The 22,343-nt window shown below is 47.4% G+C and carries 18 protein-coding genes; 9 read left to right on the top strand and 9 right to left on the bottom strand.

Annotated elements, in window-relative coordinates:
- Positions 1–278: 278 nt before the first annotated feature.
- Complete coding sequence (locus tag DXT99_RS17075) at positions 279–755, top strand: toxin-antitoxin system YwqK family antitoxin (RefSeq protein ID WP_115566794.1); 477 nt, start codon at positions 279–281, stop codon at positions 753–755.
- A gap of 91 nt (positions 756–846) precedes the next feature.
- On the opposite strand, the gene DXT99_RS17080 is transcribed toward DXT99_RS17075, so the two are convergent.
- The 3 genes from DXT99_RS17080 to DXT99_RS17090 form a co-directional block, all read right to left on the bottom strand.
- Positions 847–1,467 (bottom strand): AlbA family DNA-binding domain-containing protein, encoded by a 621-nt coding sequence (locus tag DXT99_RS17080; RefSeq protein WP_115566795.1) that lies wholly within the window; start codon positions 1,465–1,467, stop codon positions 847–849.
- Positions 1,468–1,973: 506 nt separating this feature from the next.
- The gene (locus DXT99_RS17085) at positions 1,974–2,339 is read right to left on the bottom strand and encodes a DUF3127 domain-containing protein (RefSeq protein WP_115566796.1); all 366 of its coding nucleotides are present in this window, start codon (positions 2,337–2,339) and stop codon (positions 1,974–1,976) included.
- 200 nt (positions 2,340–2,539) lie between these two features.
- Complete coding sequence (locus DXT99_RS17090; RefSeq protein WP_115566797.1) at positions 2,540–2,998, bottom strand: DUF2267 domain-containing protein; 459 nt, start codon at positions 2,996–2,998, stop codon at positions 2,540–2,542.
- A 250-nt stretch (positions 2,999–3,248) separates the two neighbouring features.
- Here DXT99_RS17090 and DXT99_RS17095 point away from each other — a divergent pair, with 250 nt between their 5' ends.
- Positions 3,249–4,184 (top strand): isoaspartyl peptidase/L-asparaginase family protein, encoded by a 936-nt coding sequence (locus DXT99_RS17095; protein ID WP_115566798.1) that lies wholly within the window; start codon positions 3,249–3,251, stop codon positions 4,182–4,184.
- 36 nt (positions 4,185–4,220) lie between these two features.
- Here DXT99_RS17095 and DXT99_RS17100 read toward each other — a convergent pair whose 3' ends face one another.
- A complete protein-coding gene (locus DXT99_RS17100) occupies positions 4,221–5,111 on the bottom strand; it encodes a cyanophycinase (RefSeq protein WP_115566799.1) in 891 nt (296 codons plus the stop codon).
- A gap of 326 nt (positions 5,112–5,437) precedes the next feature.
- On the opposite strand from DXT99_RS17100, the gene DXT99_RS17105 reads away from it, so the two are divergent.
- Entirely contained in the window at positions 5,438–5,929 is a 492-nt protein-coding gene (locus tag DXT99_RS17105) for a YciE/YciF ferroxidase family protein (RefSeq protein ID WP_115566800.1), read from the top strand.
- Between the two features lie 144 nt (positions 5,930–6,073).
- Here the strand turns inward: DXT99_RS17105 and DXT99_RS17110 are convergent, their stop codons facing one another.
- The gene (locus tag DXT99_RS17110) at positions 6,074–7,972 is read right to left on the bottom strand and encodes a M1 family metallopeptidase (protein WP_246000800.1); all 1,899 of its coding nucleotides are present in this window, start codon (positions 7,970–7,972) and stop codon (positions 6,074–6,076) included.
- Positions 7,973–8,492: 520 nt separating this feature from the next.
- Here DXT99_RS17110 and DXT99_RS17115 point away from each other — a divergent pair.
- The 5 genes from DXT99_RS17115 (at position 8,493) to DXT99_RS17135 (ending at position 14,755) form a co-directional block, all read left to right on the top strand.
- Positions 8,493–10,238 (top strand): L,D-transpeptidase family protein, encoded by a 1,746-nt coding sequence (locus DXT99_RS17115; RefSeq protein ID WP_115566801.1) that lies wholly within the window; start codon positions 8,493–8,495, stop codon positions 10,236–10,238.
- Between the two features lie 134 nt (positions 10,239–10,372).
- On the top strand, positions 10,373–10,930 hold the full coding sequence (locus DXT99_RS17120) for a plastocyanin/azurin family copper-binding protein (protein ID WP_115566802.1): 558 nt from the start codon (positions 10,373–10,375) through the stop codon (positions 10,928–10,930).
- A 644-nt stretch (positions 10,931–11,574) separates the two neighbouring features.
- Positions 11,575–12,000 (top strand): helix-turn-helix transcriptional regulator, encoded by a 426-nt coding sequence (locus DXT99_RS17125; protein ID WP_115566803.1) that lies wholly within the window; start codon positions 11,575–11,577, stop codon positions 11,998–12,000.
- Positions 12,001–12,246: 246 nt separating this feature from the next.
- Complete coding sequence (locus tag DXT99_RS17130) at positions 12,247–13,590, top strand: DUF2254 domain-containing protein (RefSeq protein ID WP_115566822.1); 1,344 nt, start codon at positions 12,247–12,249, stop codon at positions 13,588–13,590.
- Positions 13,591–13,939: 349 nt separating this feature from the next.
- Complete coding sequence (locus DXT99_RS17135) at positions 13,940–14,755, top strand: ion transporter (protein WP_115566804.1); 816 nt, start codon at positions 13,940–13,942, stop codon at positions 14,753–14,755.
- A gap of 99 nt (positions 14,756–14,854) precedes the next feature.
- On the opposite strand, the gene alr is transcribed toward DXT99_RS17135, so the two are convergent.
- The 4 genes from alr to DXT99_RS17160 all read right to left on the bottom strand — a co-directional run bounded on the left by alr (position 14,855) and on the right by DXT99_RS17160 (position 20,785).
- Positions 14,855–16,006: an alanine racemase gene (gene alr, locus DXT99_RS17140; protein WP_115566805.1), complete on the bottom strand. Its 1,152-nt coding sequence runs from the start codon at positions 16,004–16,006 to the stop codon at positions 14,855–14,857.
- A 6-nt stretch (positions 16,007–16,012) separates the two neighbouring features.
- Positions 16,013–17,170 (bottom strand): amidohydrolase, encoded by a 1,158-nt coding sequence (locus tag DXT99_RS17145; protein ID WP_115566806.1) that lies wholly within the window; start codon positions 17,168–17,170, stop codon positions 16,013–16,015.
- Positions 17,171–17,866: 696 nt separating this feature from the next.
- Complete coding sequence (locus DXT99_RS17155; protein ID WP_115566808.1) at positions 17,867–18,697, bottom strand: DUF1206 domain-containing protein; 831 nt, start codon at positions 18,695–18,697, stop codon at positions 17,867–17,869.
- A gap of 798 nt (positions 18,698–19,495) precedes the next feature.
- Positions 19,496–20,785 carry an acetyl-CoA hydrolase/transferase family protein gene (locus tag DXT99_RS17160; RefSeq protein ID WP_115566809.1) on the bottom strand — a complete coding sequence of 430 codons (1,290 nt, stop codon included), beginning with the start codon at positions 20,783–20,785 and terminating at the stop codon, positions 19,496–19,498.
- A 638-nt stretch (positions 20,786–21,423) separates the two neighbouring features.
- Here DXT99_RS17160 and DXT99_RS17165 point away from each other — a divergent pair.
- Positions 21,424–22,023 (top strand): DUF4136 domain-containing protein, encoded by a 600-nt coding sequence (locus tag DXT99_RS17165; RefSeq protein WP_115566810.1) that lies wholly within the window; start codon positions 21,424–21,426, stop codon positions 22,021–22,023.
- The last annotated feature ends 320 nt before the right edge of the window (positions 22,024–22,343 follow it).

Raw genomic sequence — 22,343 nt, forward strand, 5'->3', positions numbered from 1 at the left:
GGGTGAAAACTAAAAAGTTTTATCTACTCCACAATGCTCCGCTCTTTTTCAAGAGTATGCTGTTGTTTACGTGATAACGGAAGGTGAAGCTACGCTGGAAACAGGCTTCATATGCGAAGCTTGGATCACCGTTTCATATTACACTTAAAGAACCGCTTATACAAGGTTAATTTTCAAAACTTTAATTATAATATTATGTATAACTAAACGTTTAGTTACTTAGAAAATATTTTTTATTTCTTTCAATATTTCAGCACTACACTTAAAGCATCATTTATATGAAGAAGCGGTTTTATGTATTATGTGCGTTTGTTCTTTTGCCATTTCTGGCAGAGGCGCAACTTATTGCTAAGGCACCAGATGGCGACTATCAGAAAGGAATCTGGCCCTTCCGTATAAACCGGTTTGATAACAGCGGCCGCTTCCATGGCAGGTGGAAAGTGTTGGGGCTGGATGATAAGACGGTGATTCGAAAAGGCCGCTTCAGGCACGGAAGTGAAAGGGGCACCTGGCGCTACTACTATCCCAGTGGCAAATTATTTATGGTGGAGAAATATAAACGGAGGCTGGATCATATTCTGGTGAAGCGGTACCACGAAAACGGGGCTTTGGCCAAGGTGGGGCAGGCGAAAATAGAGGACACCAGTGATAAAACCCGCTACTTTTGGTTCGGCACCTGGGAGGTGTATGACGAGCAGGGTAACTTTAGCCATAACGAGTACTATGAGAACGGACAGCAGGTGCTGAATCAGTAAGCGACAGCGGCAGCGAGCTTTAGCCCGTTGCCGCTGTCATGATTGTTTGCTAAGAAATTTAATTGAAGCTGATTCAGTGAGTAGCGTTCGCTTAACTCAGGGTATAATATTCTTCTTTCTCTTTGTCGTGCAGGCGCAGGTAGCCGTGTATGACCAGCTTTACGAGGGTGCGGTAGGCGCGGCGTTCTGAAAGGTTTGCCAGCTTCATGTACTGTTTTAAGGTAATGCGGGGGCTCAGTTGCAGATAGCCCAACAAGGCATTCTCGTGCCGGTCCAGGGGCAGGCGCTCAAACTGGTCGGGTGCTTGCTCCAGCGCTTTGTTCACCATCTTGCTTGTCTGCACGCTGGTATCCTTCACGCGTACGTACCCGCGCCAGTCGTCTTCTTTCACCTTGGCAAAGTGAGGCTTCACCTTACTCTCCTCTATAATCACTTTCAGTACTGTCCGGTGGTCTTCCTCCACTTCCTCGTACTGCACGGGCACAGGAGGGTCGCAGTAAAAATCCGCAGCCATTTGTAGGGTGTGTTTCTCTTCTTCAGGGTCAATGCCTGAAATGGTGCCGTTGTCTTTTACTCCTATCAGGATAATCCCGCCCCGGGTGTTAGCAAAAGACACAAGGGTGCGGGCAATTTTTTCGGGCTGCGTTACCCGTTGCTTAAAATCAACGGTGTCGTTTTCGCCTAGTAAAATCAGGCGCTGTAGTTCGTCCATAGGTTTGGGAGGCGCTGAAAGTATTAACTGAAATCGGAAATTTTAGTTCTGCCGCTTCGTCAAAATATTGTAAGCAATCTTCTTTTAGAGAGGGATGCATGTTCTAAACTCCAATGAAGCTTTTCAAAAACCGTGCTATACTATAAAAGATAATGATATAAGTTAAGCGATACAAGCAGCCAGGTTTCTTATCAGCTGAATTCAATAATCCAATTTAAAGCTCTGAAGGTGCTCGTATATCATAATGTACCAAACAGGCCGCTCCTCTGGAGCTAGAGAAGGAGCTTTTTTCCTTTGAACAAACCGTCCCGCTGACACTTTTTTTAAAGGGTCCGTTATCACACTTCAACCCATAATTTGTTTTATAGCTTAAATCCGGATTTCACAAAGAATACGTGCGCTCATGCAAACCATCTAGTTTTAAATTTTATCAGCTTCATAATATAGAAGGACATAAAAAAAGCGAGCCTCAAAGCTCGCTTTTTATTTATTGAAGATTCAATTCCTTAAAAAGGTAGATCGTTATCTGCTTCGCTGCTATAAAACGAAGGAGCATCCTGCTGCTGCTGAGGAGCTGCGCCAGGCGTATTAGCTCCTGCTGGCTCTAATCTCCAGGCCTGCAGGTTTGTGAAGTACATGGTAGTGCCGTTTTTAGTGAAAGGCTTGCCGGTCAGGTTAAATGTCACCTTCACCTCATCGCCATTCTTGAAAGCTTCTAACAGGCTGCACTTATCCTGCGTTAACTGAAACTTTACATACTGCGTGTACGAGCCATCCGGAATCTCCAGCACGAATTCGCGCTTTTTAAACTTATCACTTACCTGTTGCTCCTCAAACGTTTCGTACAGCTTACCTTGGATATCAAACGACATAATTTATGAATTAAATAGGTTATCTAGATTAAAACAAAGATAACGAATTTTCATCTAATTCAGGCCCATTGCAGCACTAAATCAGCTATAAAAATCAGTGCAAAACAACCCTATACGTTACCAGGCACAAGCGTATGTGCTTAAAGTGTTTCTTTCGTTTTACAGATTAATCTCCATCAAATTAGCCTGGTAAACTTTGGCTACCGCCCATTGTTCACTTCCACCGGAAAGAGCTGTCTGAGTTCTTCCGGTAACTGAACGGCAATGTCTTCTAACTGCCCTTCAGAGAAATAACGGGTGCCGAGGGAGGTGAGCACCATCGAGATCAGATCTTCAGTAGATTGATTCCAGTCAAACTGGCGCTCTCCGATTTTTGCCTGTTCCTGTTCTACAGCCGCTGCAAACTCTTCCACACTTTTAATCTTAAGCGGCTTCTCTTTATATTTCCAATGCTCCACATATATCCCTTTGAGGAACATGGGGAGTTGTTCCAGCAGATTCAGAGACTCACTGATAGTGATGCGTTCACGCAACGTATGCAGCACGGCTCTGAGTAAGATAGCTGTTTTTCCCTTTTCTTCAGGGTGTCCCAGGTCTGCAGCCAATATGTTAATGTATTCTTTTCCTTCTTGTGCGAATTTATCAAAATTTATTGCCATAGCTATAATTGAATTTTATTAGTAATTAAAATAGAGCACCTGAACTTCAGGTGTTTTTATAAATTGCAACGTATCACTTTTTATCAGGTTTAGCTATGACAAATCTCTTTTAAAATCTCTGTAATACTTTCAAAACTTTCTCTGAAAGCTCAAATTCTACTTTGTTGTTCCCTTCAAAAAGTCTCTTTTAAAACAGCTGGATAATAGGAGGCGTACAGGATACTAAATTAAAATTGAACCCATTCATTATATGAGAAACATAGCCATTGCTATTCATGGAGGAGCTGGCACCATTACAAAAGCATCTCTTACCCCGGAGCAGGAGAAAGCTTATAAAGCCGCATTGAAAGAGGCTGTAGAATTAGGGTATAAACTGCTGCAGGACGGAAAGCCAGCGCTGGATGCTGTGGAGCAGGCGGTTGTAAGCCTGGAGGATAACCCCTTGTTTAATGCTGGCCGTGGCTCCGTTTTCACGAAAGAAGGCGGGCACGAGATGGATGCTGCTATTATGTGCGGGCAAACACTGGAAGCGGGAGCAGTAGCGGGCGTGAAGGGTATCAGGAACCCCATCAGTCTTTCGCGGGCTGTGCTGCAGCACTCCGACCATGTGATGCTGAGCGGCTATGGGGCAGAAGAGTTTGCCCGGAACCATGGCTTTGCCTTTGCTCCTGAATCCTACTTCTTCAGTTCTCAGCGGTACAAGCAATGGAGCGAAGTGCGCGACTCCGATGTTTTTATGCTCGACCACACGGAGCAGGTGGATGAGAAGTATGGCACCGTAGGAGCGGTTGCCGTAGACAGCGCAGGAAACGTGGCTGCTGCCACCTCCACCGGCGGAATGACTAACAAACGCTATAACCGGATTGGCGATACACCTATTATTGGCTCGGGAACCTATGCCAACAACAACACCTGTGCTGTCTCCTGCACCGGACACGGAGAATTCTTTATGCGTGCCGTAGTGGCCTATGATGTGTCCTGCCTGATAGCGTATAAAGGTTATTCGCTGCAGCAGGCCTGTGATGAGGTAGTAATGGATAAGCTGGTGCAATTCGGTGGGGAAGGAGGCCTGATTGCCGTGAATGCAGCTGGAGAGGTGGCGCTGCCCTTCAACTCTGAAGGAATGTACCGGGCCAGCAAGCAAAACCAGGAAGAAACCTTTGTGGGAATATACAGGGAAGGCTAATTAACTGGCATTTGTTTCTAACCCTATAGTAGTTGCTTACTTTGTTTCCTGTAACTGCGCATGGTGAAAAGCTTCTTCGCTTTTGAAGAAGCGGCGGGAGTTGAAATCATAGAGGTTGCCTTTCGCCAGCACGTGCATCACCATGTTATCGATGGCGACGGGACGGCCCTTTTCTACCTCATGCACGTTTGTGTACTGCACATCGTGGCCATCTACCACTACCACCAGATTAGAGCCGATAGTCTCAATGATATGGCCTTCTGTCAGAAGTACTCCGGTGTCTTCACCTAAACCAATCCCTACTGTTTTAGGGTGCGTTACTACCGCCTCCATCAGGCGGCCAAAGCGGCCTCTGACCACAAAATGCGTATCGATGATAACGCCATCAATTAGGTTAAGCCCCTCACCGATTTTAACGGAGCCCCGCAAAAGCGATTCAGTGGCGCTGCCGCCTTTTATCATGACTTTGGACATGGCCATGGCCCCGGCGCTGGTTCCGGCTATTGTAAAATCTTCGTTCCAGTAGCGTTGCTTCAGCACTTCCAGGATGTCAGTGTGTAGGAACATACGCGTAATACGGGACTGATCGCCGCCACTGAACATCACCCCATCTGCCTTTTTAATCCGCTCCAGGTACGCCGGGTCCAGTGCGTCCTCTTCGGTGCGGATGTGCATCAGGCCCACGTTCTCCACCCCCAAAATTCCGAAGGCGCTCAGGTAGCGTTCCCCGACCTCTTCAGGTATCATGGATGCTGTTGTAATGACTTCAATCTGTGGTTTACGGGCTGGGATTTCCTGCAGAAAGCGCTTCAGTATACCCAACTCAAAAAAGTCGAGGTAATACTTTTTCTTTGATCTGGGATTAGGGTAGGTACCCTTATCTTCATTTCCGCCTATCGCAATAAGTTTTCCTTTGGGTTTGTCCACGGGTGCTGTCGTCTTTTATTCTTTCATCAGGGTAGCACGTGCAATTTACAAAACATGCCACCATCCCAATAGGATTACAGCATTTAATAAAAATCGTTTCACAATAATTGACGCACCGGATCAGGTTCTACAGATTTCCACGATTTATTTATAGCTCACTATTTATGTATATAGATTAATTTATATTATACACTGTTGCAGCGAAATAAAACAACTATTTAGTTAATAAAAAATCATATATCAAAACTCAGCGATTAGTGTGTCGTATAGTGATGTACATAGGCTGATAAGCCATTTAATTTTTTAACGCGAAACCTTTCCAAGCTATGAAACTTAACAATTTAAAGGACCTTTTGATCCACGAACTAAAAGACATTTATAACGCAGAGCAGCAAATTACGAAGGCGCTCCCTAAAATGATGAAGGCAACTTCTTCAGATAAATTAAAAGAAGCTTTTCAGGAGCACCTGGATGTAACACAGCAGCAGATCGAGCGCCTGGAGAGTGTCTTTGAAACCCTTGGCGAGAAGGCCAAAGGTGAAAAATGCCTGGCAATGGAAGGCATCATCCGTGAAGCCGAATCGATGATTAGCGAGAAGGCAGATGCAAGTGTAATGGATGCCGCACTCATTGCTAGTGCACAACGGGTAGAACACTATGAAATTGCTGCATATGGTACTGTATGTGCGTATGCGAAGCAGTTAGATATGAAGGATGTGTTAAAGCATCTGACAACCACACTTGAAGAAGAGAAGAAGACAGATGCTAAGCTTACAAAACTTGCAGAGCAGGCCATTAATATCAAGGCTGAAAAATAAGTCAACATTCTGATTTGATACTAGAGGGGCTCTGTACCTTCGCCTGGCTTAATCAGCAGGTAAGAAGGTAACAGAGTTTTCCAACACAAAACAAACTTAAAAGAGAGGCGCAGCTATACTTTAGCTGCGCCTCTCTTTTTGCTTCTACTTCAGGAGGTCATCCAGTGTTACCGTAGACACTGCATGGTAATTAGGCCGGGCTTTCGCATAAATGGCAAGCGCCTTTTTCTTTCCCTCCGGCGTCCTGATCAGTTCCCTGTAAATCGGCACCAGGAATTTGCGGCGGCCCACGTTCGTCAGGAAAGTCTCCAGCGCCTGGTCAGCAGTAGTGTAATTGTTACGGATGGCATGCAGGAACCAGGCGGCTAAAACCTCAGCATTGCCTGAGTTGGTGAAGTTGAAGGCCCTGTCCAGCTCCGCTAACTGTTGCTGCGACATCTGCTCCGGCAGCATCCGGATAAAGTGCAGCCATTCGTGGCTCGACCAATCAGCTGTATTTAGCTGTGCGGCAGGTGTGCCGCTTTGCCAGCTCTGGTAAGCTTCTTCCACTTTCGCGAAGCGGGAGGATGTCGGTTTCACAAAGTCCTCTGGCAGGCCCGGCGAGAAAACCCATCCCTCCACATTTATCTTTTGCGCCAGTTCCTCGTCTCCTTTTATCAGCTCAGAGCGCAGGAAGTTCAGGAATTTGTCTGTGTTGGTGCTCTGGAAGGCAAAGGTGCTGAAATAGTTGTTCAGGAAGGCGTCAAATCTTTCGCGGCCTACGGCCCGTTCAACATTCCTTAAAAAGAAGTTTCCTTTCTCGTACGCAATATCTGTCAGCCCTTCATCCGGGTCACGACCTGCGAGGTCGAGTTTCAGGCGGGTATCCGGGTGGCTGGCACCTATTTCCTCTATGGTGTTGGTGAGGTCCTGGTAGCCCAGCACGTTCAGCATATCCGCGTATTCTTTGCCATAGAGTTCTTCCATAATGCGGCGCTCAAAGTATACGGTAAAGCCTTCATTCAGCCAGAAGTCGTTCCAGGTGCCGTTGGTAACCAGGTTACCACTCCAGCTATGTGCGAGCTCATGCGCAATAAGGCTGGTGAGGGAGCGGTCTTTTGCCAGCACAGTAGGCGTCACAAAGGTCAGGCGTGGGTTCTCCATACCGCCGAAAGGGAAGGAGGGCGGCAGCACCAGCAGGTCATACTGGTCCCAACGGTATTTCCCGTACAGTTTTTCGGCAGCCACGAGCATCTTGTCCATTTCAGCAAATTCGTAAGCCGCCGCGTCAATGGTAGCAGGTTCTGCATAAATACCTGTCTGCGGCCCGATTTCGCGGAACGTCAGGTCACCCACTGAAAGGGCCATCAGGTAAGAAGGGATCGGCTGCTTCATCTCAAACGAGTAAACACCGGTGTCGTTCTTTGTTGTCGGGTTCTCTGCACTCATCAAAGCCAGCAGCTCCTTTGGCACTTTTACATTGGCATTATAAGTGATGCGGATGCCGGGGCTGTCCTGGATCGGGATCCAGGTGCGGGCAAGGATAGCCTGCGACTGCGTGAACAGGAACGGGTGCTGTTTTCCGGCTGTCTGCTGTGGGTTCAGCCACTGCAGGGCGGCCGCATCCGGCGAAGTGCTGTATTGTATAGTCACCTTCCTCGTATCAGGTTTGATCTGTACGATCAGGGGCTGGCCCAGGGTCGGGTCACTGTCGCCTAAGCGGAAGGTTGTTTCCTCCAGTGCATCGCCTAAGTAAACCTTTTCAATCTGCAGGTTGCGCGTGTCGAAAATAATCTGGTCTGTGCCGGTCTTGTTCTCTATCTGGTAAGCTGCCCGGCCACTTAGTACTTTCTGGTCAAAGTTAACCGCAATATTCAGGTCAAGGTGTTGGGCTACTGCCTCTGCGGGCCTGGCATAGCTGTGCACATCAACAGGGGCTGCTTCTACAGCACTTTGTTCTTCTGTCATGGTTTGGTTGTTGTTAGCAGGTTGCGTGGAGCAGGAGGCAAGCTGCAGGCTTCCTGCCACACCCAGCCCAAGTAAGCATCGTAGGTATACGTTCATTATTTATTTTATATCTTTTAGGTGTAAGATAGGCATTAGAGCATGTTTAAATTTCGTTTTTGCAAGCGAAAATTGTTCAGAAAGGGTTCTGGCGAAGTGTTTTTCTCGCAGCATAGCAGCGCTATGGTGCGAGAAAAAGGAGAAGCCAGGTTCCTTTATGGGCAATTTGCAGCGCAAAGTATGAATTTTAAACATGCTCTTAAAGCCAAATGACGAAAGCGGAAGCAAAGGCCGGGCCGGATTCGCTTGGGGCAGCCGTTAACTATTTTCTCTTTCGTATTGTTATGATGTAGAATGGTGGCAGTAAGCAACGTATAACAGGGGCTGAAAAGCTAAAACAAAGCATAGAAGAACCTCTATAGAACATTTTGTGCTGTTTTGTAGTACATAGAGCTGAAGTGCCAAATTTAACTCATTAAGATACTTTTAATTGGACTATTTAAAGATTGTTGTAGGATTAACCAGAGCAGTATTCAGACAGATTCAGTTAAAAAGCACATTAACCAACTAAACCCGAAAAATGAACCCTTACATTCATAAATATCTTGTTGTGCCACTTGTTGCTGGCCTAGGCATGGTTGCAGTAAGCAGTTGTAACCAGACCTCTTCAGAAGGAGGCGATGAGGGGGGAATAACCTCCGGCCTGTTTGGTAGCAACGAGTTACCACAAGCCTCTACCGACAGCGTGTTTGTAGTCAATTACATTGAAAAAGAACCGGAATTTAAGGAGCATGAAGAATATATGTTCCTGTTTTACGGCGACCGGGATTATGAACTGGCCTGGTTCCGTGAAAACGAACTGGTGCCTGAAACAGAAAAGTTTCTGGCTGTTATAGAAGGTTCTTCCAAAGAGGGGCTTGAGCCGGCAAAATACCGCATCGTGGACATCGAGAAAATGATAGAGCAGTACAGGCAGATGGAGCCCAAGGATTCTGCCAGGCTTGCGCTGCAGCAGGAAATTGACGTGGCCCTCACAGCTTCCTACTTTAACTATGCGTCTGACTTTTACCGGGGCCGTTTTAACCCGCAGCTGGTTGGAAACAACAGCTGGGATGTTAAGAAAAACAAAATCAAACTGCACAAGACCCTCCAGACTATTTTACGCGAGCGTGAGAGTACGTACCCATACTATGAGTTTGAGGCCTTGCATGCAGGCTATACCCGGCTTCGTGACAAGCTCCAGGAGTATCGTAAACTAGAGGAAGAAGGCGGGTGGCCCAAAATTGAACTAGGCGATAGAAAGGTGCTGAAAGAAGGGGATACGGCGGCGGCTGTGTTAACGCTGCGCAAGCGCCTTAACCCGGATAAGCAATTCTCACAAAACGATTCTGCCCTGTATGTATATGATGGAAACCTGGCCAGGCAGGTAAAGCAGTTCCAGATGCTGCACGGCCTGAAAGAAGACGGCGTAGTAGGAGGGAATACCCTTTCCACCATGAACGTGCCGGTGGAGGAACGCATCCGCCAGATAACGATTAACATGGAGCGCTGGCGCTGGATTCCAAAGCGTCTGGTGCCAAAGAGCCTGGATCAGAAGTATATATGGGTGAATATTCCGGAGTACAAGATGTACATCTATGAAGACCCCGATAACGATCCTGAAGCCGAAAGAGCGTATAAGAAGGTGATGGACATGCGCGTGATTGTAGGTAAAACCATGCACTCGACCCCCATCTTCAGTGATAAACTGGAGTATGTGGTGATGGCGCCTTTCTGGAACGTGCCCAATACCATTATGGAAGCTGAGATTAAGCCGAAGTTGGTGAACAACCCGGATTGGCTGTCCACGCAGAACATGGAGGTGGTAACGAAGGAAAAGAATCCGAAGAATATTTCTCCTTCTTCCATCAACTGGGACAATGTTACAAAGGAGAACTTCCAGTACATGGTGCGCCAGAAACCGGGCCCTAAGAATTCCCTGGGTATGATCAAGTTCCTGTTCCCGAACGAGTATAACGTGTACCTGCACGATACACCCGCTGATGCGCTCTTCAGCCAGACCTCCCGTGATTTTAGCCATGGCTGTGTGCGCGTAGAGCAACCGGTGGAACTTGCCAAATACCTTTTGCAGGACCAGCCGGAATGGACCGAGTCTAAAATTAGAAGTACCATGACCAGCGGTGAGGAAGAATGGGTAACCTTGCCTACCAAGGTGCAGGTGTATATTGTTTACTTTACCAGCTGGGTAGATGAGAAGGGGCAGATACATTTCCGGGAAGACCTCTACGGCCACGATAAAAAGCTGGCCCAAGAATACTTCGGGTAATCCGCTTTTGATATAAGAAAAGATGGCTGTGGTCTCTGAACATTTGGAAGAGCACCAGCCACAAGCAACAGAGCCTTTCACCTTCAATCAACTGCATGGCTTAAGGGCTCTGTTGCTTATTAAATGAGATACTAATGAAAAGATATGTTTTGAATGGAAGTCTGCTGTTTTGTTGCTTGTTCCTCTGGAACTGTAATCCGGCAGATTCTAGATCGGAGGAGATTCCTGTTGCTTCTGAAGAACTGATGGCAGAAGGTGAAGCTGATAGCGCGGGTGCCTATGTGGTGGAGGAGCAGGATACGACGCTGCAGCCGGTACAGGAAATAACCTTGCATGCCATCGGGAATACCCTCGAAGAGATAGCCTACAAAGAGGATACCCTTGAGGTTGAAGCAGAGGTTCTGGTAAACCTGACATTCATCAACGAAGGGGTAGATATGCCCATGATGCATAATGTAGTTTTCACTGCCCCCGACAAGTACAAGCAGGTAGCGATGGCGGCTGCTGAAGTAGGCGCCTCCGGAAACTATGTGCCGGAAACACCGGCTGTGATTGCGGCCTCACCCATGGCCTTGCCCGGGCAGACTGTTGAGCTCGAGTTTATCTCTCCCTCAAAACCGGGTGCTTACAATTATGTGTGTACCTATCCAGACCACTGGCACCGGATGCATGGTGTTTTACTCGTCAAATAGAAAACTCCTTTTTTAATTTTTTAGAGGCCGGTAAGAGAGCTGCTTTTGAATAAGCCTTCTTACCGGCCTTTGTTTTTCCTTCCTCTTTCTTATCAGTAGTGCATCATAGGTTTGCCGGTATAGTGCTATTATCAATATAGACACTATAGAGTGTTTGCCGCTTCGTTTGTTTCGCCATTTATGTCATAGCCTGGCCAGAATCAACTCAACAGATTGAAAGTATAAGACCTTTTGAATAGTGATAAAAGGTTGAAAAAGACGCTATTGTGGATAACTCGACTTATCCACAATAGCGTCTTTTATCCCTGCCATTATGTCACTTATATAGTTTTGATACACATTTCTTCTAAAGTTTAGCCTCCATTTCACCAACAAAATTCTGTTTTCCTGATGTTATTATAGAAGCAGGAGCGAAGGCTGCAGGAATAATAGCGGTTTTACTGTTTACAAATGTATATACATTTGTAAACAGTACTATTTTGCTGGCAATCATTACTTATAAACAGCTCATTTATAGACTGTAGTGAGATACTATGTGAAGAACAAGAGTAAGCTATATTTATATTGATTAACGTTTGTTTTCTTGTAAAATCATTTGTATGTTACAAATGTAAAGGTCTAAAAAAGCAAAATAACGTCATCCTATGGTGGATCGAATAAGGCAACTCATGGAGTATAAGGAGTTTACCTCTACTCAACTTGCTGATAACATAGAAGTGCCTCGTGCTGTAGTCAGCCACATCCTTAGCGGCAGGAATAAACCGAGTCTGGACGTCATGCTAAAGATTATAAGCTGCTACAGGGAAATAAGCGTCAACTGGCTTTTGCTCGGAGAAGGAGATATGCTAAAAGGTTTAGCCTCAGAAAGTAAGCCTGAAAAAGCTGTTGCCTCCCCAGAAGATGAACAGCCTAAGGCAAGTGCTGAAACACCAAACCCATCGCCACCACCTGAAAAAGTACAAGAACCGTCTCCTGTAGTAAGAGCACCACTGGCTGACGGTAGAGCCATAGAACAGGTCATGGTTTTCTACACCGACAAGACCTTTACCTCTTATAAGCCTGGGGTTTAAACAGGATTTTAGCTAACAGCAGGAGATGTGACTGGAACAGCTTTTTCCTTTTATAAATGCCTCATTCGAACAGGTTGTGACCTGTCTGTATGAGTAGGAGAGGTGCGATAAGATTGAAGGAGGTCGCTCTGAAAACGCCGGTCTGGACAGACGTATAACTTCTTTTTTATAACCTCTCACTCCAGGTACTACTAAATGAGCCAACAGAAAAAGCTGCTTATTTTGCAGCTTTTTTTAATTTGCATCATGGAGAAAATACTGAGTCAACTAAAGTTTGCCTACCACTACATCGTTAACAGTATTGGCTTTTACCCGACACTGATCTCTGCCTTCTTTTTCGCGCTGGCTTTGCTCATGCTTTACTTAGAAGCACAGGGGCTTAGTTCGCATTTCAGAGAAGACCTGCCCTTTATGATCATTACAAATGGTGAGACAGCACGGCTTATACTGAGTTCCATTACCACCGGCATCATCTCACTCACCGTTTTTTCTTTCACCATGGTGATGCTGGTGCTGAACCAGGCAAGTGCCAATTTTACCCCCCGGGTTATACCTGGGCTTATATCTTATAAATCGAACCAGCGTGTGCTGGGCTTATACCTGGGCACTCTCATTTATACCTTAATTATCATGGTAAATGTGCGGGCCGAGTATTATGACAACTCCCTTCCCGGGTTCTCCATTTTCCTTGCCATGTGCTTTACCTTCGTGTGCCTGGGCTTTTTTGTGTATTTCATTCATTCTATCTCTCAATCCATTCAGATTGAAAGCATCCTTGAAAGTATTTACACGGTCACCCATAAGGAATTAACTAAGGCGATAGAAAAGGATAAAGGACCCGGAGTGCCGAATGTTTTTGTAAGTGACCATAGCTGGCATTACCTTACAAGCCCTAAAACCGGGTACCTGCAAAGCCTTGACGAGCAGGCTGTGCTTGAACTGTGCTGCAAGTATAATGTTGTCATGGATTTTGAGAGGTCTTTGGGTAGCTTTCTGATAGATGGTATTCCCTTTGCGCGTATCAACAAGCGCCTCGAAAATATGGACGAGTTCAAAGAGAATTTCTTTGACCTGGTGAATTTTTACAGGGAGGAGCGACCAAGCGTTAATTACCTTTTTGGCTTCAAACATATTACAGAAAGTGCCGTGAAGGCTTTAAGTCCTGGAATCAATGATCCCGGAACGGCAATCAAAGCCATTGATTACCTCACAGACCTTTTTGTGCTTCGGATGCAGCTAACGGATGAAAAGGTGCTGTATGACAAAGACGGTGCTGCCCGCATTCGCTTTCAGCACGAAACGTTCGAGAACCTGTATGCTGCTTCCCTGAGCCCGATCCGGCTTTATGGCAAGGGCAGCAGTGTTATTTTGCTGCGGCTGTTGTTCTTGCTGCGCAGCCTGTTGTTTAAGGTGCAGGAATACCCGCATCTAAAGCCTGTTCTTTCTAAAGAAGCTGAATTGCTGCTGTTTGATGCTGACAAAGAAATTCATAACCCCGGCGACCGGCAGAAGATCAATGTGCAGGTCCAGGAACTGAACAGGATGAACGTACTGCAAACTGCCCTGCCCCAGCTTCAGGTGAAGAAGTAAATGCTTCCCGCTGAAATGCTTAGTTTTGCTTCATGCCTGCTTTAAGGTAAGTTCCGGCCTCTAAGCTGCAGCGAGATTAAATGCGGATTGTATCTCTTTTATATGGTGCCTGCAAAAGCCGGCAGCATGAATAAAGCCTTAAATTATTTTTGACGTATACTTAACTCTTTAGAGCATGTTCAAACTTCTTTTTCAAGCGGAAATTGTTCAGAAAGGGTTCTGGAGAAACGGTTTCTGAGCCTCACAGCAGCGCTTTGGGGCGATAAAAGCGTGAAGTCAGGTTCCTATATGGGCAATTTGTATCGCAAAGGAAAAATTTAAACATGATCTTAGCGCTGTTCATCCACACATGACTCAACAACCCAAAAGCACGCTCAGAAAGAAACTTTATACCATCATCTTCGAAGCCGAAACCACGGGTGGAAAGGCTTTCGACGTGGTGTTACTGCTGCTCATACTGCTGAGTGTGCTTGTTGTTTCCCTGGAAAGTATAGAGGAGATAAACGATAAATACCTTCCTCTTTTTCGCTTTCTGGAGTGGACATTTACCATCCTCTTCACGATTGAATATGCGCTGCGCATCTACAGCACGCCACGCCCGTTCAAGTATATCTTCTCCTTTTTTGGAATAGTTGATTTACTCTCTATACTTCCGAGTTACCTGAGTCTCCTTATTTTTGGAAGCCAGTACCTTTCAGTGGTGCGGGTGCTGCGACTGATTCGGATTGCGCGTATATTTAAACTGACCAGGTTTATCAACGAAGGGCAGGTGTTGTCGAAGGCGCTGCGCGCCAGCATGAACAAAATCCTGGTGTTTCTTGGAGTGGTCCTCCTGGTGGTGGTCATTGTGGGTTCTCTGATGTACCTGATCGAGGGGGAAGCAAGCGGGTTTACCAGCATTCCGAAGAGCATCTACTGGACCATCGTCACCCTGACCACTGTGGGCTACGGTGATATTGCGCCTGTAACGACGCTCGGCCAGATGCTTGCAAGCTGCATCATGATCATGGGCTACGGCATCATTGCAGTGCCTACTGGCATTGTTTCAGTAGAACTGGCAAAATCTGACCGTGGGACTGACACCACCCGCGTATGCCCCAATTGCCATGTAGAAGGTCATCCTGCTGACGCCAACTACTGCTTTAACTGCGGGTATAAATTGTGATTTAGAATTACGCTGCTCTTTTGCTGCTCTTTTAGGCAGAAATATCAGTAACAGCTTCGACAGCTAAACTTTATCCTTTTACGTCTATCAAAAATCAGTTCACGCTACTACAACGCGGGGTATGTTCAGTGGCAGCCTTGTCAGTAACTCATAGTTAAGCTGCGAACTGAGTTCACTGAAAGAGGCGACGGAGATGCTCTGGCTGCCCTGCTTCCCGAGCAGCACCACCTCGTCGTCTTTCTGAACATTCGGAATATCGGTCACATCCACCATCATCACATTCATGTTTACGATGCCGACCACGCCTGCCTGGTGCCCCTGTATCAGTACCTGCCCCTGGTTACTGAGCGAGCGGCTGTAGCCCCAGGCATACCCTACGGGTACCACCGCCATCACCATATCGCGGGGAGCCTGAAAAGAGGAACCGTAGCCAACGAACTCACCCTGCGGCACCTGCTTCAGGCTCATGATGCGGCTTTTCCAGTTAATGAGGCGCTGCAAAGGGTCTGTTCTGTTTTTTTGCCGGCTCACATACTGGCTGTACACTTCCGGGCTGGGCCAGAAACCATACTGCATTATGCCCACCCGTACCATGTCCATGTGCGTATCCTGGTAACCCATCATCGCAGCCGAACAGGCCGTATGCGTTTGCTTCGGAACAAGACCACTTTCCTCCAACGCTTTCCGCTGTGCCTCGAAGCTTTGTTGTTGCGCCATAACACGTTCGTGGTTTTGAAAACTTTCAGCCCCGGCAAAATGGGTACACAGCCCCTGGAGCACCAGATGCTGGCTGTATTTCAGCAGGATAGTCTTTAGGTGATCAAGTTCAGATGGGCTAAACCCCGTCCGGTTCATGCCTGTTTCCAGTTCGATATGTACGCGGGCAGGCTTGCCAATCTTCGCGGCTGCTTTGGCGGCTTCTATTAATCGATCAGGTTCGAAAACAAAAAACTCAATATCATGCTCAATTGCCCATTCCAGTTCCGGATTGTCGATGTAGCCCATTATCATAATGGTGGCAGGCCTGGGAAGCGCATCCTGCAGCCGCTGTGCCTCATCGGCACTGAACACGGAAAAGTGATCGATGCCACATGCCTGCGCCAGTGGCCCAAATACTTCAATGCCGTGGCCATAGGCATTGCCTTTAATAACAGATGAGAAGGTAACGTTAGGTCCGACCTGCTGCTTCAGGAAATTGATATTGTTTTGAAGTGCTGATTTACTTATCTCGATATAAGAAGAGTGAAACATAGTGTGTTATTGGCTCAGTATTTCTTTTGCAATGCGATGGAACATAGCTGCTCCTGTCGGGATAAGCTCGTCCGGGAAATCGTAGTCAGAGTGGTGCAGCTGTGGTTGTGCCTCACCGGACCCGAGCCCGAACATGGCCCCTTTATACTTCTGTGTGAAGTGGCCGAAATCCTCCGACCATCTGAAAGGATGCTCCGCTTCCTTCACCTCCAGGTTCAAATAGTCAGCTGCTTTCTGTACCAGCTGCACCGCTTCCGGATAGTTTACCGTGGCAGGAAACTCTTCTACAAAATGCAGCTTATAGCTTACCCCGTGCTTTTCTGCCATACGGGCTACAGCCCCCTGAGTTAGCGTTTTAAGCTTTTTGAGATCAGCAGGCTGGTAGGAGCGGAGTGTAGCCATCACTGTAGCGAAGCCGGGGTTGGTGCCGAAGGCCACCTCTCCCAAGCGGGCATGAATAACCGTCAGCAGCGTGAGGTCCTCAAACTGTGCCTTCTGCTGAATAATCTGGTTGAAGTTCAGCACAATTTCAGCCATCGCCTGCCCGGGGTTCAAACCTTTCTCTGGTTCAGCTGCGTGCGATGATTTCCCCTGCAATTCGACCACCATACCTGTTGAGGCAGCGGCAAACACTTCCTGCCGCACCACCACCTGGTGCATCGGTACCCCCGGCAGGTTGTGCAGGGCAAACACATAATCCGGTTGTAACGCTAAGAAGGCTTCTTCCTGCAACAAATCCCATGCTCCTGCGCCTGTCTCTTCCGCTGGCTGGTACAGCAGTATGACTTTCCCTCTCGCTGGTTTGTGCTGGTGTAAGAGACTTCCCAAAGCGGTCAGTATGGTCATGTGGCCGTCGTGGCCGCACTGGTGGCCGACACCTTTCTGCTTTGAAGTATAAGCCAACTCGTTTGTCTCTGCTATAGGCAGGGCATCCAATTCCGCTCTGAATAGCACCACCGGCCCCTCCGGGTTCTTGCCATTGAAGACAGCGGCTACGCCAGTACCTCCCAGGCCAGTCAATAGCTGGTCGGGATTATACTGCTGGAGGTATTGCACAATGCGTTCTGCCGTCTGCTTCTCCTGCCCTGATACTTCCGGATGCTGGTGCAGATCGTGGCGTAACTGGATAAGTGCGTCTGGATTGGTTAGTTTGTGTTGGAGCATGTAAGATGATTATTGGCATGTACTGTTTATAACAGCTGATATGATTAGGTACGGAATCAACTTGATAATTGGTATAGGAGAGAAGGTTTTGCTGTGGATACCGCTTTTCCTATAGCTCATTCCATAGTTTATGCTCATTGTTGTTCTTTGCCTAAGCATCCGTGGTGATAGCTTATCCAGCGGCATCAGACCTACTGTTTCATTATTTCTCTCCGAGCTCTCAAGGCCGAGAGGCCTCGTCTTGGGGGAAGGGGCCCACTTTAAGGGCATCGCGCTGAGAGTTTTTCTGCGCCAGGGCGCTGCCGCTCACGCGGCACCGAAAAATCTCCAAATAGAGGGCCTCTACCCCCAGGCGCTCAACCCAAAGACTGTAAACTCATTCACTCCGTGCGGAAAACATTGGAAATTTGTATATAGGTAAAGCCTTAACAAAAAGCCTTAACAATAGAAAAAGCCATTGGCAACCTAAAGAAGCAGATTCCCCTCCTTGGACTCTAAAGGGGGCCCCTGCACCCCCAGGAGGGGCAGGGGTGGTTTGACCCGGTACATCAGAAAAATAAGTTCTACAGAACTGGAACGATGGGATTTATTCTGAAGCCCTAACAGTAGAGTTGCTAGTAAGCCAGTAAAAAAACATCCTGCTCTGCCTCTTGATAGGAAGAACAGGATGTTTAAGTAATTGACTTACGTTAGCAGTTACCTGTATACTGGCAGAAACTTTGCGCGCATGAACATAAATACGCCGTAGCAAATCAATCCCAGGGCCACGGCGCCGAGCAGGTAGGAGCCATAGGAAGCATCTTCCAGGAAAGCAAAAGCTCTGCTACTGCCTCCGGCCTCCTGGGCGTTAGAATGAAGGGCTGCCCGAAGAAACATATAACCAATCACCAGCCAGACGATGCCGCGTGCTATAAAACCGGCCATGCCGGCGCGAATCATCGTGTCTTCGACGTCACTTTTCAAACCCGTGCTCCGGATTTTTTTCTTATAATCCTCAGAGTATCCATGGTAAATCTGGTTGAGCCCGGCTATCATCGTGCCCACCGCCACAATGCCCACCAGCCACTGGCCGAAGGGTTGCTGCAAAAGCTCGCTGGCCAGGGTTTGGCGGGAATCGCCGCCGCTGCCTCCGCCGTTTCCCAAAGCCATGTTAGCTGCCAGGTAAGCTAAACCAGCGTATATCAATCCGCTGAAGGCATAGCGCAGGCGTTTGGCTATACCCTTCGCGTTGGAGCCCTCGTGGTCTGTATCCTGTATTGCCTGTATAAAGCGCCAGAGCACATAACACGCCAAGCCTACTGCCACTATTCCTAAAAGCCACTTGCCGAAAGGCTGTTCCAGTATAAACTGAAAGGTACCAGATCGGTCTGCGCCTTCTGTAGACTGCCCTCCAAGTTCAAAAGCAGACATAAAAGCAAGAATCCCAATCAGGCAATACACCACACCTTTGGCACTAAGTCCTAACTTAGCAAAGTTCTCCACCCACTGAGGGGGTGCGGACGGTACACGCGTTGAAATATCAGCCATATTCTTAGAGTTTAATTTTCATAGTTTCTACCTCTCATACAGGTATAAAGCTATTTTCGTTGTATAGCTTTATACCTAGAGGCTATAGCGTTTTATACGTACAAACAGCAGACAAATAAAAAGAAGTTGTAATTTATAAATGGCTGTACTTTAGAAGTAAAAAAGACCTTGGTATAGCTTCTAATAGATAATAAACAGCTTTATAGTAAGGGAAGCAACAAGTGTAAACTTATTGAAGAGTCCCCTTTGAAGGTAGGGCCATTTCATTCTAGGCGATTCTCCCCTTGAGGGGAGCGCGAGGGGTGTTTACACCTGCGGGAAGACCGCAAAAAGGGTAAATCAGGCAATATAGCTCCGAAATTTACACCCCTATAATCCCCTCAAGGGGATAATCTTGGAGAATGAAACAGCCCTGCTTCGAAGGTAGGGCCGTTTCATCAACATATTTCATAGCGCGAGCCTCCTAGCTCATGATTAATATCACACGGCCTCTGGCCGATTTGTATAGATTAAAGCGGCCAGAGGCCGCACGATAGTAAACACGAGCGAAGACGCTCGCGCTATAGTCGGAGTATTATATATGATTATATCAAAATGCCCCCTTCCTTTTATGTCTTACTTAGTCCCAGCGGGACGGCCTGTTAATAGCCGGCAGTTTCAAAAGCATAATTAGCTCCAGAGGAGCGGCCTGTTTTATATCAGTGAAGACCGCTCCTCTGGAGCTAGAAGTGAAGAGCTTTTCTATTCATACCGTCTGTTATACTTAAACCTACCCCTGCATTTGCAGGCAAAATATTTTTATATATGCCGGAAACGCTTCAATGCTTCTTCCTCCAGGCGTTCGCGGTGGTCCGGGTGAGCAATGCCGATGAGTGCTTTGGCCCGTTGGCGCAGGTTCTTGCCGTACAGGTAAGCCACGCCGTATTCCGTTACCACATAATGCACGTGCGCGCGGGTCGTCACCACGCCGGCTCCCTGGTTAATGAAAGGCGTGATGCGGGAGATGCCCTTGTGTGTAATAGAAGGCAGTGCTATGATAGGTTTACCTCCTTTAGATAGGGCAGCACCACGCATAAAATCCATCTGGCCGCCGATGCCGGAGTACTGGTAGGTGCCGATAGAATCTGAAACCACCTGCCCGGTCAGGTCAATCTCTATGGCACTGTTGATGGCGGTCATTTTCGGATTGGTTCGTATCACCGTCACATCATTCACGTAATCTGTCCGCAACATTGTAATAAGAGGATTGTCATCCACAAAATCGTACAGCTGGCGGTTACCTACTATAAACCCTGTCGCGATGCGGCCCGGATGCTTCTTCTTGTGTTCGTTCGTGATAACTCCTTTCTCCACCAGCGGCAGGATGCCGTTTGAGAACATCTCGGTATGAATGCCGAGTCGCTGGTGATTTGTCAGGTAACCGAGCACCGCATCCGGAATGCCGCCGATGCCCATCTGCAGCGTGGCCCCGTCATCTACCATTTCCGCTATATACTTTCCAATCTTTTCCTCTGCGCTGCTTATCTTCTGGCTGTAGTCTACTTCCGGAAGCGGTTCGTTCACCTCCACCAGGGCATCAAACCGACGGGTATGGATGAGGGCATCGCCATGCGTGCGCGGCATCTGTGGGTTTACCTGCGCAATCACATGCTTCGCGCTCAGCACTGCTTCCCGGGCGATGTCCACGGATACACCCAGCGAGCAAAAGCCATGGCGGTCGGGAGGGGAAACATGAACGATGGCCACATCGAGGGGCATGATGCCGCTGCGGAAGAGCTTGGGGATTTCGCTCAGGAAGATAGGCACATAATCGCCGCGTCCACTGTTTACCGCTTCCCGCACATTGGCCGACACAAAAAGGGAGTTGATATAAAAGGAGTCGCTGTACTTCGGGTCGGCCACGGGCATGTCGCCAAAGGTGGAGATGCTCACCAGCTCTACATCGCGCAGTTCGTCAGCGCGTTCTGCTAATTTTTTGATGAGGTAGGAGGGAGTGGCCGCACTTCCGTGCAGAAAAACCCTGTCTCCTGACTGAATAACGGAAAGCGCTTCTTCAGCTGATTTATAGGTTGTGGGTTGGGTATACATTCTTATTGTTTTTTTTAGTAGCTATACTTTGTAAGTATATGGTATGTTTAATGAATTGTACTAGTGCTTGCGATGCTGGCTGCTTCGTCCTAAATTTGTTTTTGTATTATTTTTGCAAACCTACTGGTTCACTTGGTCTGGAAAAATGATACTTGTCACCTGTTGTGTGGGGGCGTAATCCAGTAGTGACAGGTTGGGACCCATGCCACCAACGTAAGCTTTAATTTGTCATTTTAAACGCTTTGATAAGTATTAAATATTGCGGGGACATGAAATGACCCAGATTTCTCACCCTGTTCGAAATGACAGTTCAGCTACAGTTGACGACATTGGGTCGAAGCCTGTCACTAAGAAGGAAGGTGGCGTTATAAACCGTAGGTGTAAACATCCCCTTACCCCCTTCAAGGACAGGGCCGTTTCATTCTACAAACTATCCCCTTGAGGGGATTATAGGGGTGTCTAATACAGAGGCAAACAGCTAGGAAAATGTTTCAAGTAATTTCTCTGCGCATGTAAACACCCCTCTTGCTCCCCTCAAGGGGAGAATCGCCTAGAATGAAACGGCCCTACCTTCAAAGTGGGAATAATCAATTCATATTTTGCGTTGCATCTTTACTTACATCCATTTGTTTCAATTAATGATAACAGCTACTAACCGCCTGATAGTCCTGCTTTGCCTCATGATGTGCTCTATTGGGTTGAACTCCTGCGTCACAACATCCGGGGCAGTGGGAGCAAGTGCCATTAAAGCGCCCTACGCCCGCATGGAAACCTATAAAACCTATGCCTGGTTTCAACAACAACCCGTAGCTGAAGCTGACTATGACAAGGGCTTTAACGAGAACCTGGACATGCATATTCGGCGGGCAGTGGAGGAGGAGTTAGAGGAGCGCGGCTACAGGAAAGCCGAGAGGAATCCGGATGTGCTGGTAGCCTACGATGTCAGTGTGTCGGTGCCGGAGGAGAAAGACAAGCCGGAGAACTTCAGTACCGGGTTTGGCTATAGTTACGGCTACATGCGCGGCTACCGCTATAATTATGGGAATGCCGATATGCCCGGCTACCGCAGCGTCGACCTGTTCAAGCAAGGCACCCTCATCATCGACCTCATCAGTCCTCAATCAAAAATGCTCCTCTGGCGCGGCTGGGCCGAAGGAGGCATCAACAACTTCAAAGCCGGCTATAAGCAAGTGAGGAACCAGGTGGAGGAAGTGTTGGGGAAGTTAGAAAGTCTCTGAAGTTAGAGAGTTTGGGAGTTAGAGGGTCTCTGAAGTTAGAGAGTTAAAATTAAAGTAAACATTTGCGAAAAGTCCCCCTTTGAAGGGGGTAGGGGGATGATTACACCTGCGGACAATTATTTACAAAGAGAATCATCACTTCTAAAGCTGCTTTCAATATAGAACAGGCACCTTACCTCTGAACTCTACACCCTGAACTTGCAACAATAAATTGGACAAAGGATTAAGCTGCTAAATGTTTAACATTTCTTCCATTTGTTTGGGTGTACGGTATCCCAGACTTGAATGGAGTCTTTCTCTGTTGTAGAAGATCTCGATGT

The sequence above is a fragment of the Pontibacter diazotrophicus genome (assembly GCF_003367245.1).
Lineage (GTDB): Bacteria > Bacteroidota > Bacteroidia > Cytophagales > Hymenobacteraceae > Pontibacter > Pontibacter diazotrophicus.

Bases quoted from the DNA above. Each gene is read 5' to 3' on its own strand.
- DXT99_RS17085 (WP_115566796.1), bottom strand. From the start codon at position 2,339: ATGTCGTTTGATATCCAAGGTAAGCTGTACGAAACGTTTGAGGAGCAA.
- alr (WP_115566805.1), bottom strand. From the start codon at position 16,006: ATGTTTCACTCTTCTTATATCGAGATAAGTAAATCAGCACTTCAAAAC.
- DXT99_RS17115 (WP_115566801.1), top strand. From the start codon at position 8,493: ATGAACCCTTACATTCATAAATATCTTGTTGTGCCACTTGTTGCTGGC.
- DXT99_RS17130 (WP_115566822.1), top strand. From the start codon at position 12,247: ATGGAGAAAATACTGAGTCAACTAAAGTTTGCCTACCACTACATCGTT.
- DXT99_RS17160 (WP_115566809.1), bottom strand. From the start codon at position 20,785: ATGTATACCCAACCCACAACCTATAAATCAGCTGAAGAAGCGCTTTCC.
- DXT99_RS17125 (WP_115566803.1), top strand. From the start codon at position 11,575: ATGGTGGATCGAATAAGGCAACTCATGGAGTATAAGGAGTTTACCTCT.
- DXT99_RS17120 (WP_115566802.1), top strand. From the start codon at position 10,373: ATGAAAAGATATGTTTTGAATGGAAGTCTGCTGTTTTGTTGCTTGTTC.
- DXT99_RS17075 (WP_115566794.1), top strand. From the start codon at position 279: ATGAAGAAGCGGTTTTATGTATTATGTGCGTTTGTTCTTTTGCCATTT.
- DXT99_RS17135 (WP_115566804.1), top strand. From the start codon at position 13,940: ATGACTCAACAACCCAAAAGCACGCTCAGAAAGAAACTTTATACCATC.
- DXT99_RS17095 (WP_115566798.1), top strand. From the start codon at position 3,249: ATGAGAAACATAGCCATTGCTATTCATGGAGGAGCTGGCACCATTACA.
- DXT99_RS17165 (WP_115566810.1), top strand. From the start codon at position 21,424: ATGATAACAGCTACTAACCGCCTGATAGTCCTGCTTTGCCTCATGATG.
- DXT99_RS17105 (WP_115566800.1), top strand. From the start codon at position 5,438: ATGAAACTTAACAATTTAAAGGACCTTTTGATCCACGAACTAAAAGAC.
- DXT99_RS17080 (WP_115566795.1), bottom strand. From the start codon at position 1,467: ATGGACGAACTACAGCGCCTGATTTTACTAGGCGAAAACGACACCGTT.
- DXT99_RS17090 (WP_115566797.1), bottom strand. From the start codon at position 2,998: ATGGCAATAAATTTTGATAAATTCGCACAAGAAGGAAAAGAATACATT.
- DXT99_RS17110 (WP_246000800.1), bottom strand. From the start codon at position 7,972: ATGAACGTATACCTACGATGCTTACTTGGGCTGGGTGTGGCAGGAAGC.
- DXT99_RS17145 (WP_115566806.1), bottom strand. From the start codon at position 17,170: ATGCTCCAACACAAACTAACCAATCCAGACGCACTTATCCAGTTACGC.
- DXT99_RS17155 (WP_115566808.1), bottom strand. From the start codon at position 18,697: ATGGCTGATATTTCAACGCGTGTACCGTCCGCACCCCCTCAGTGGGTG.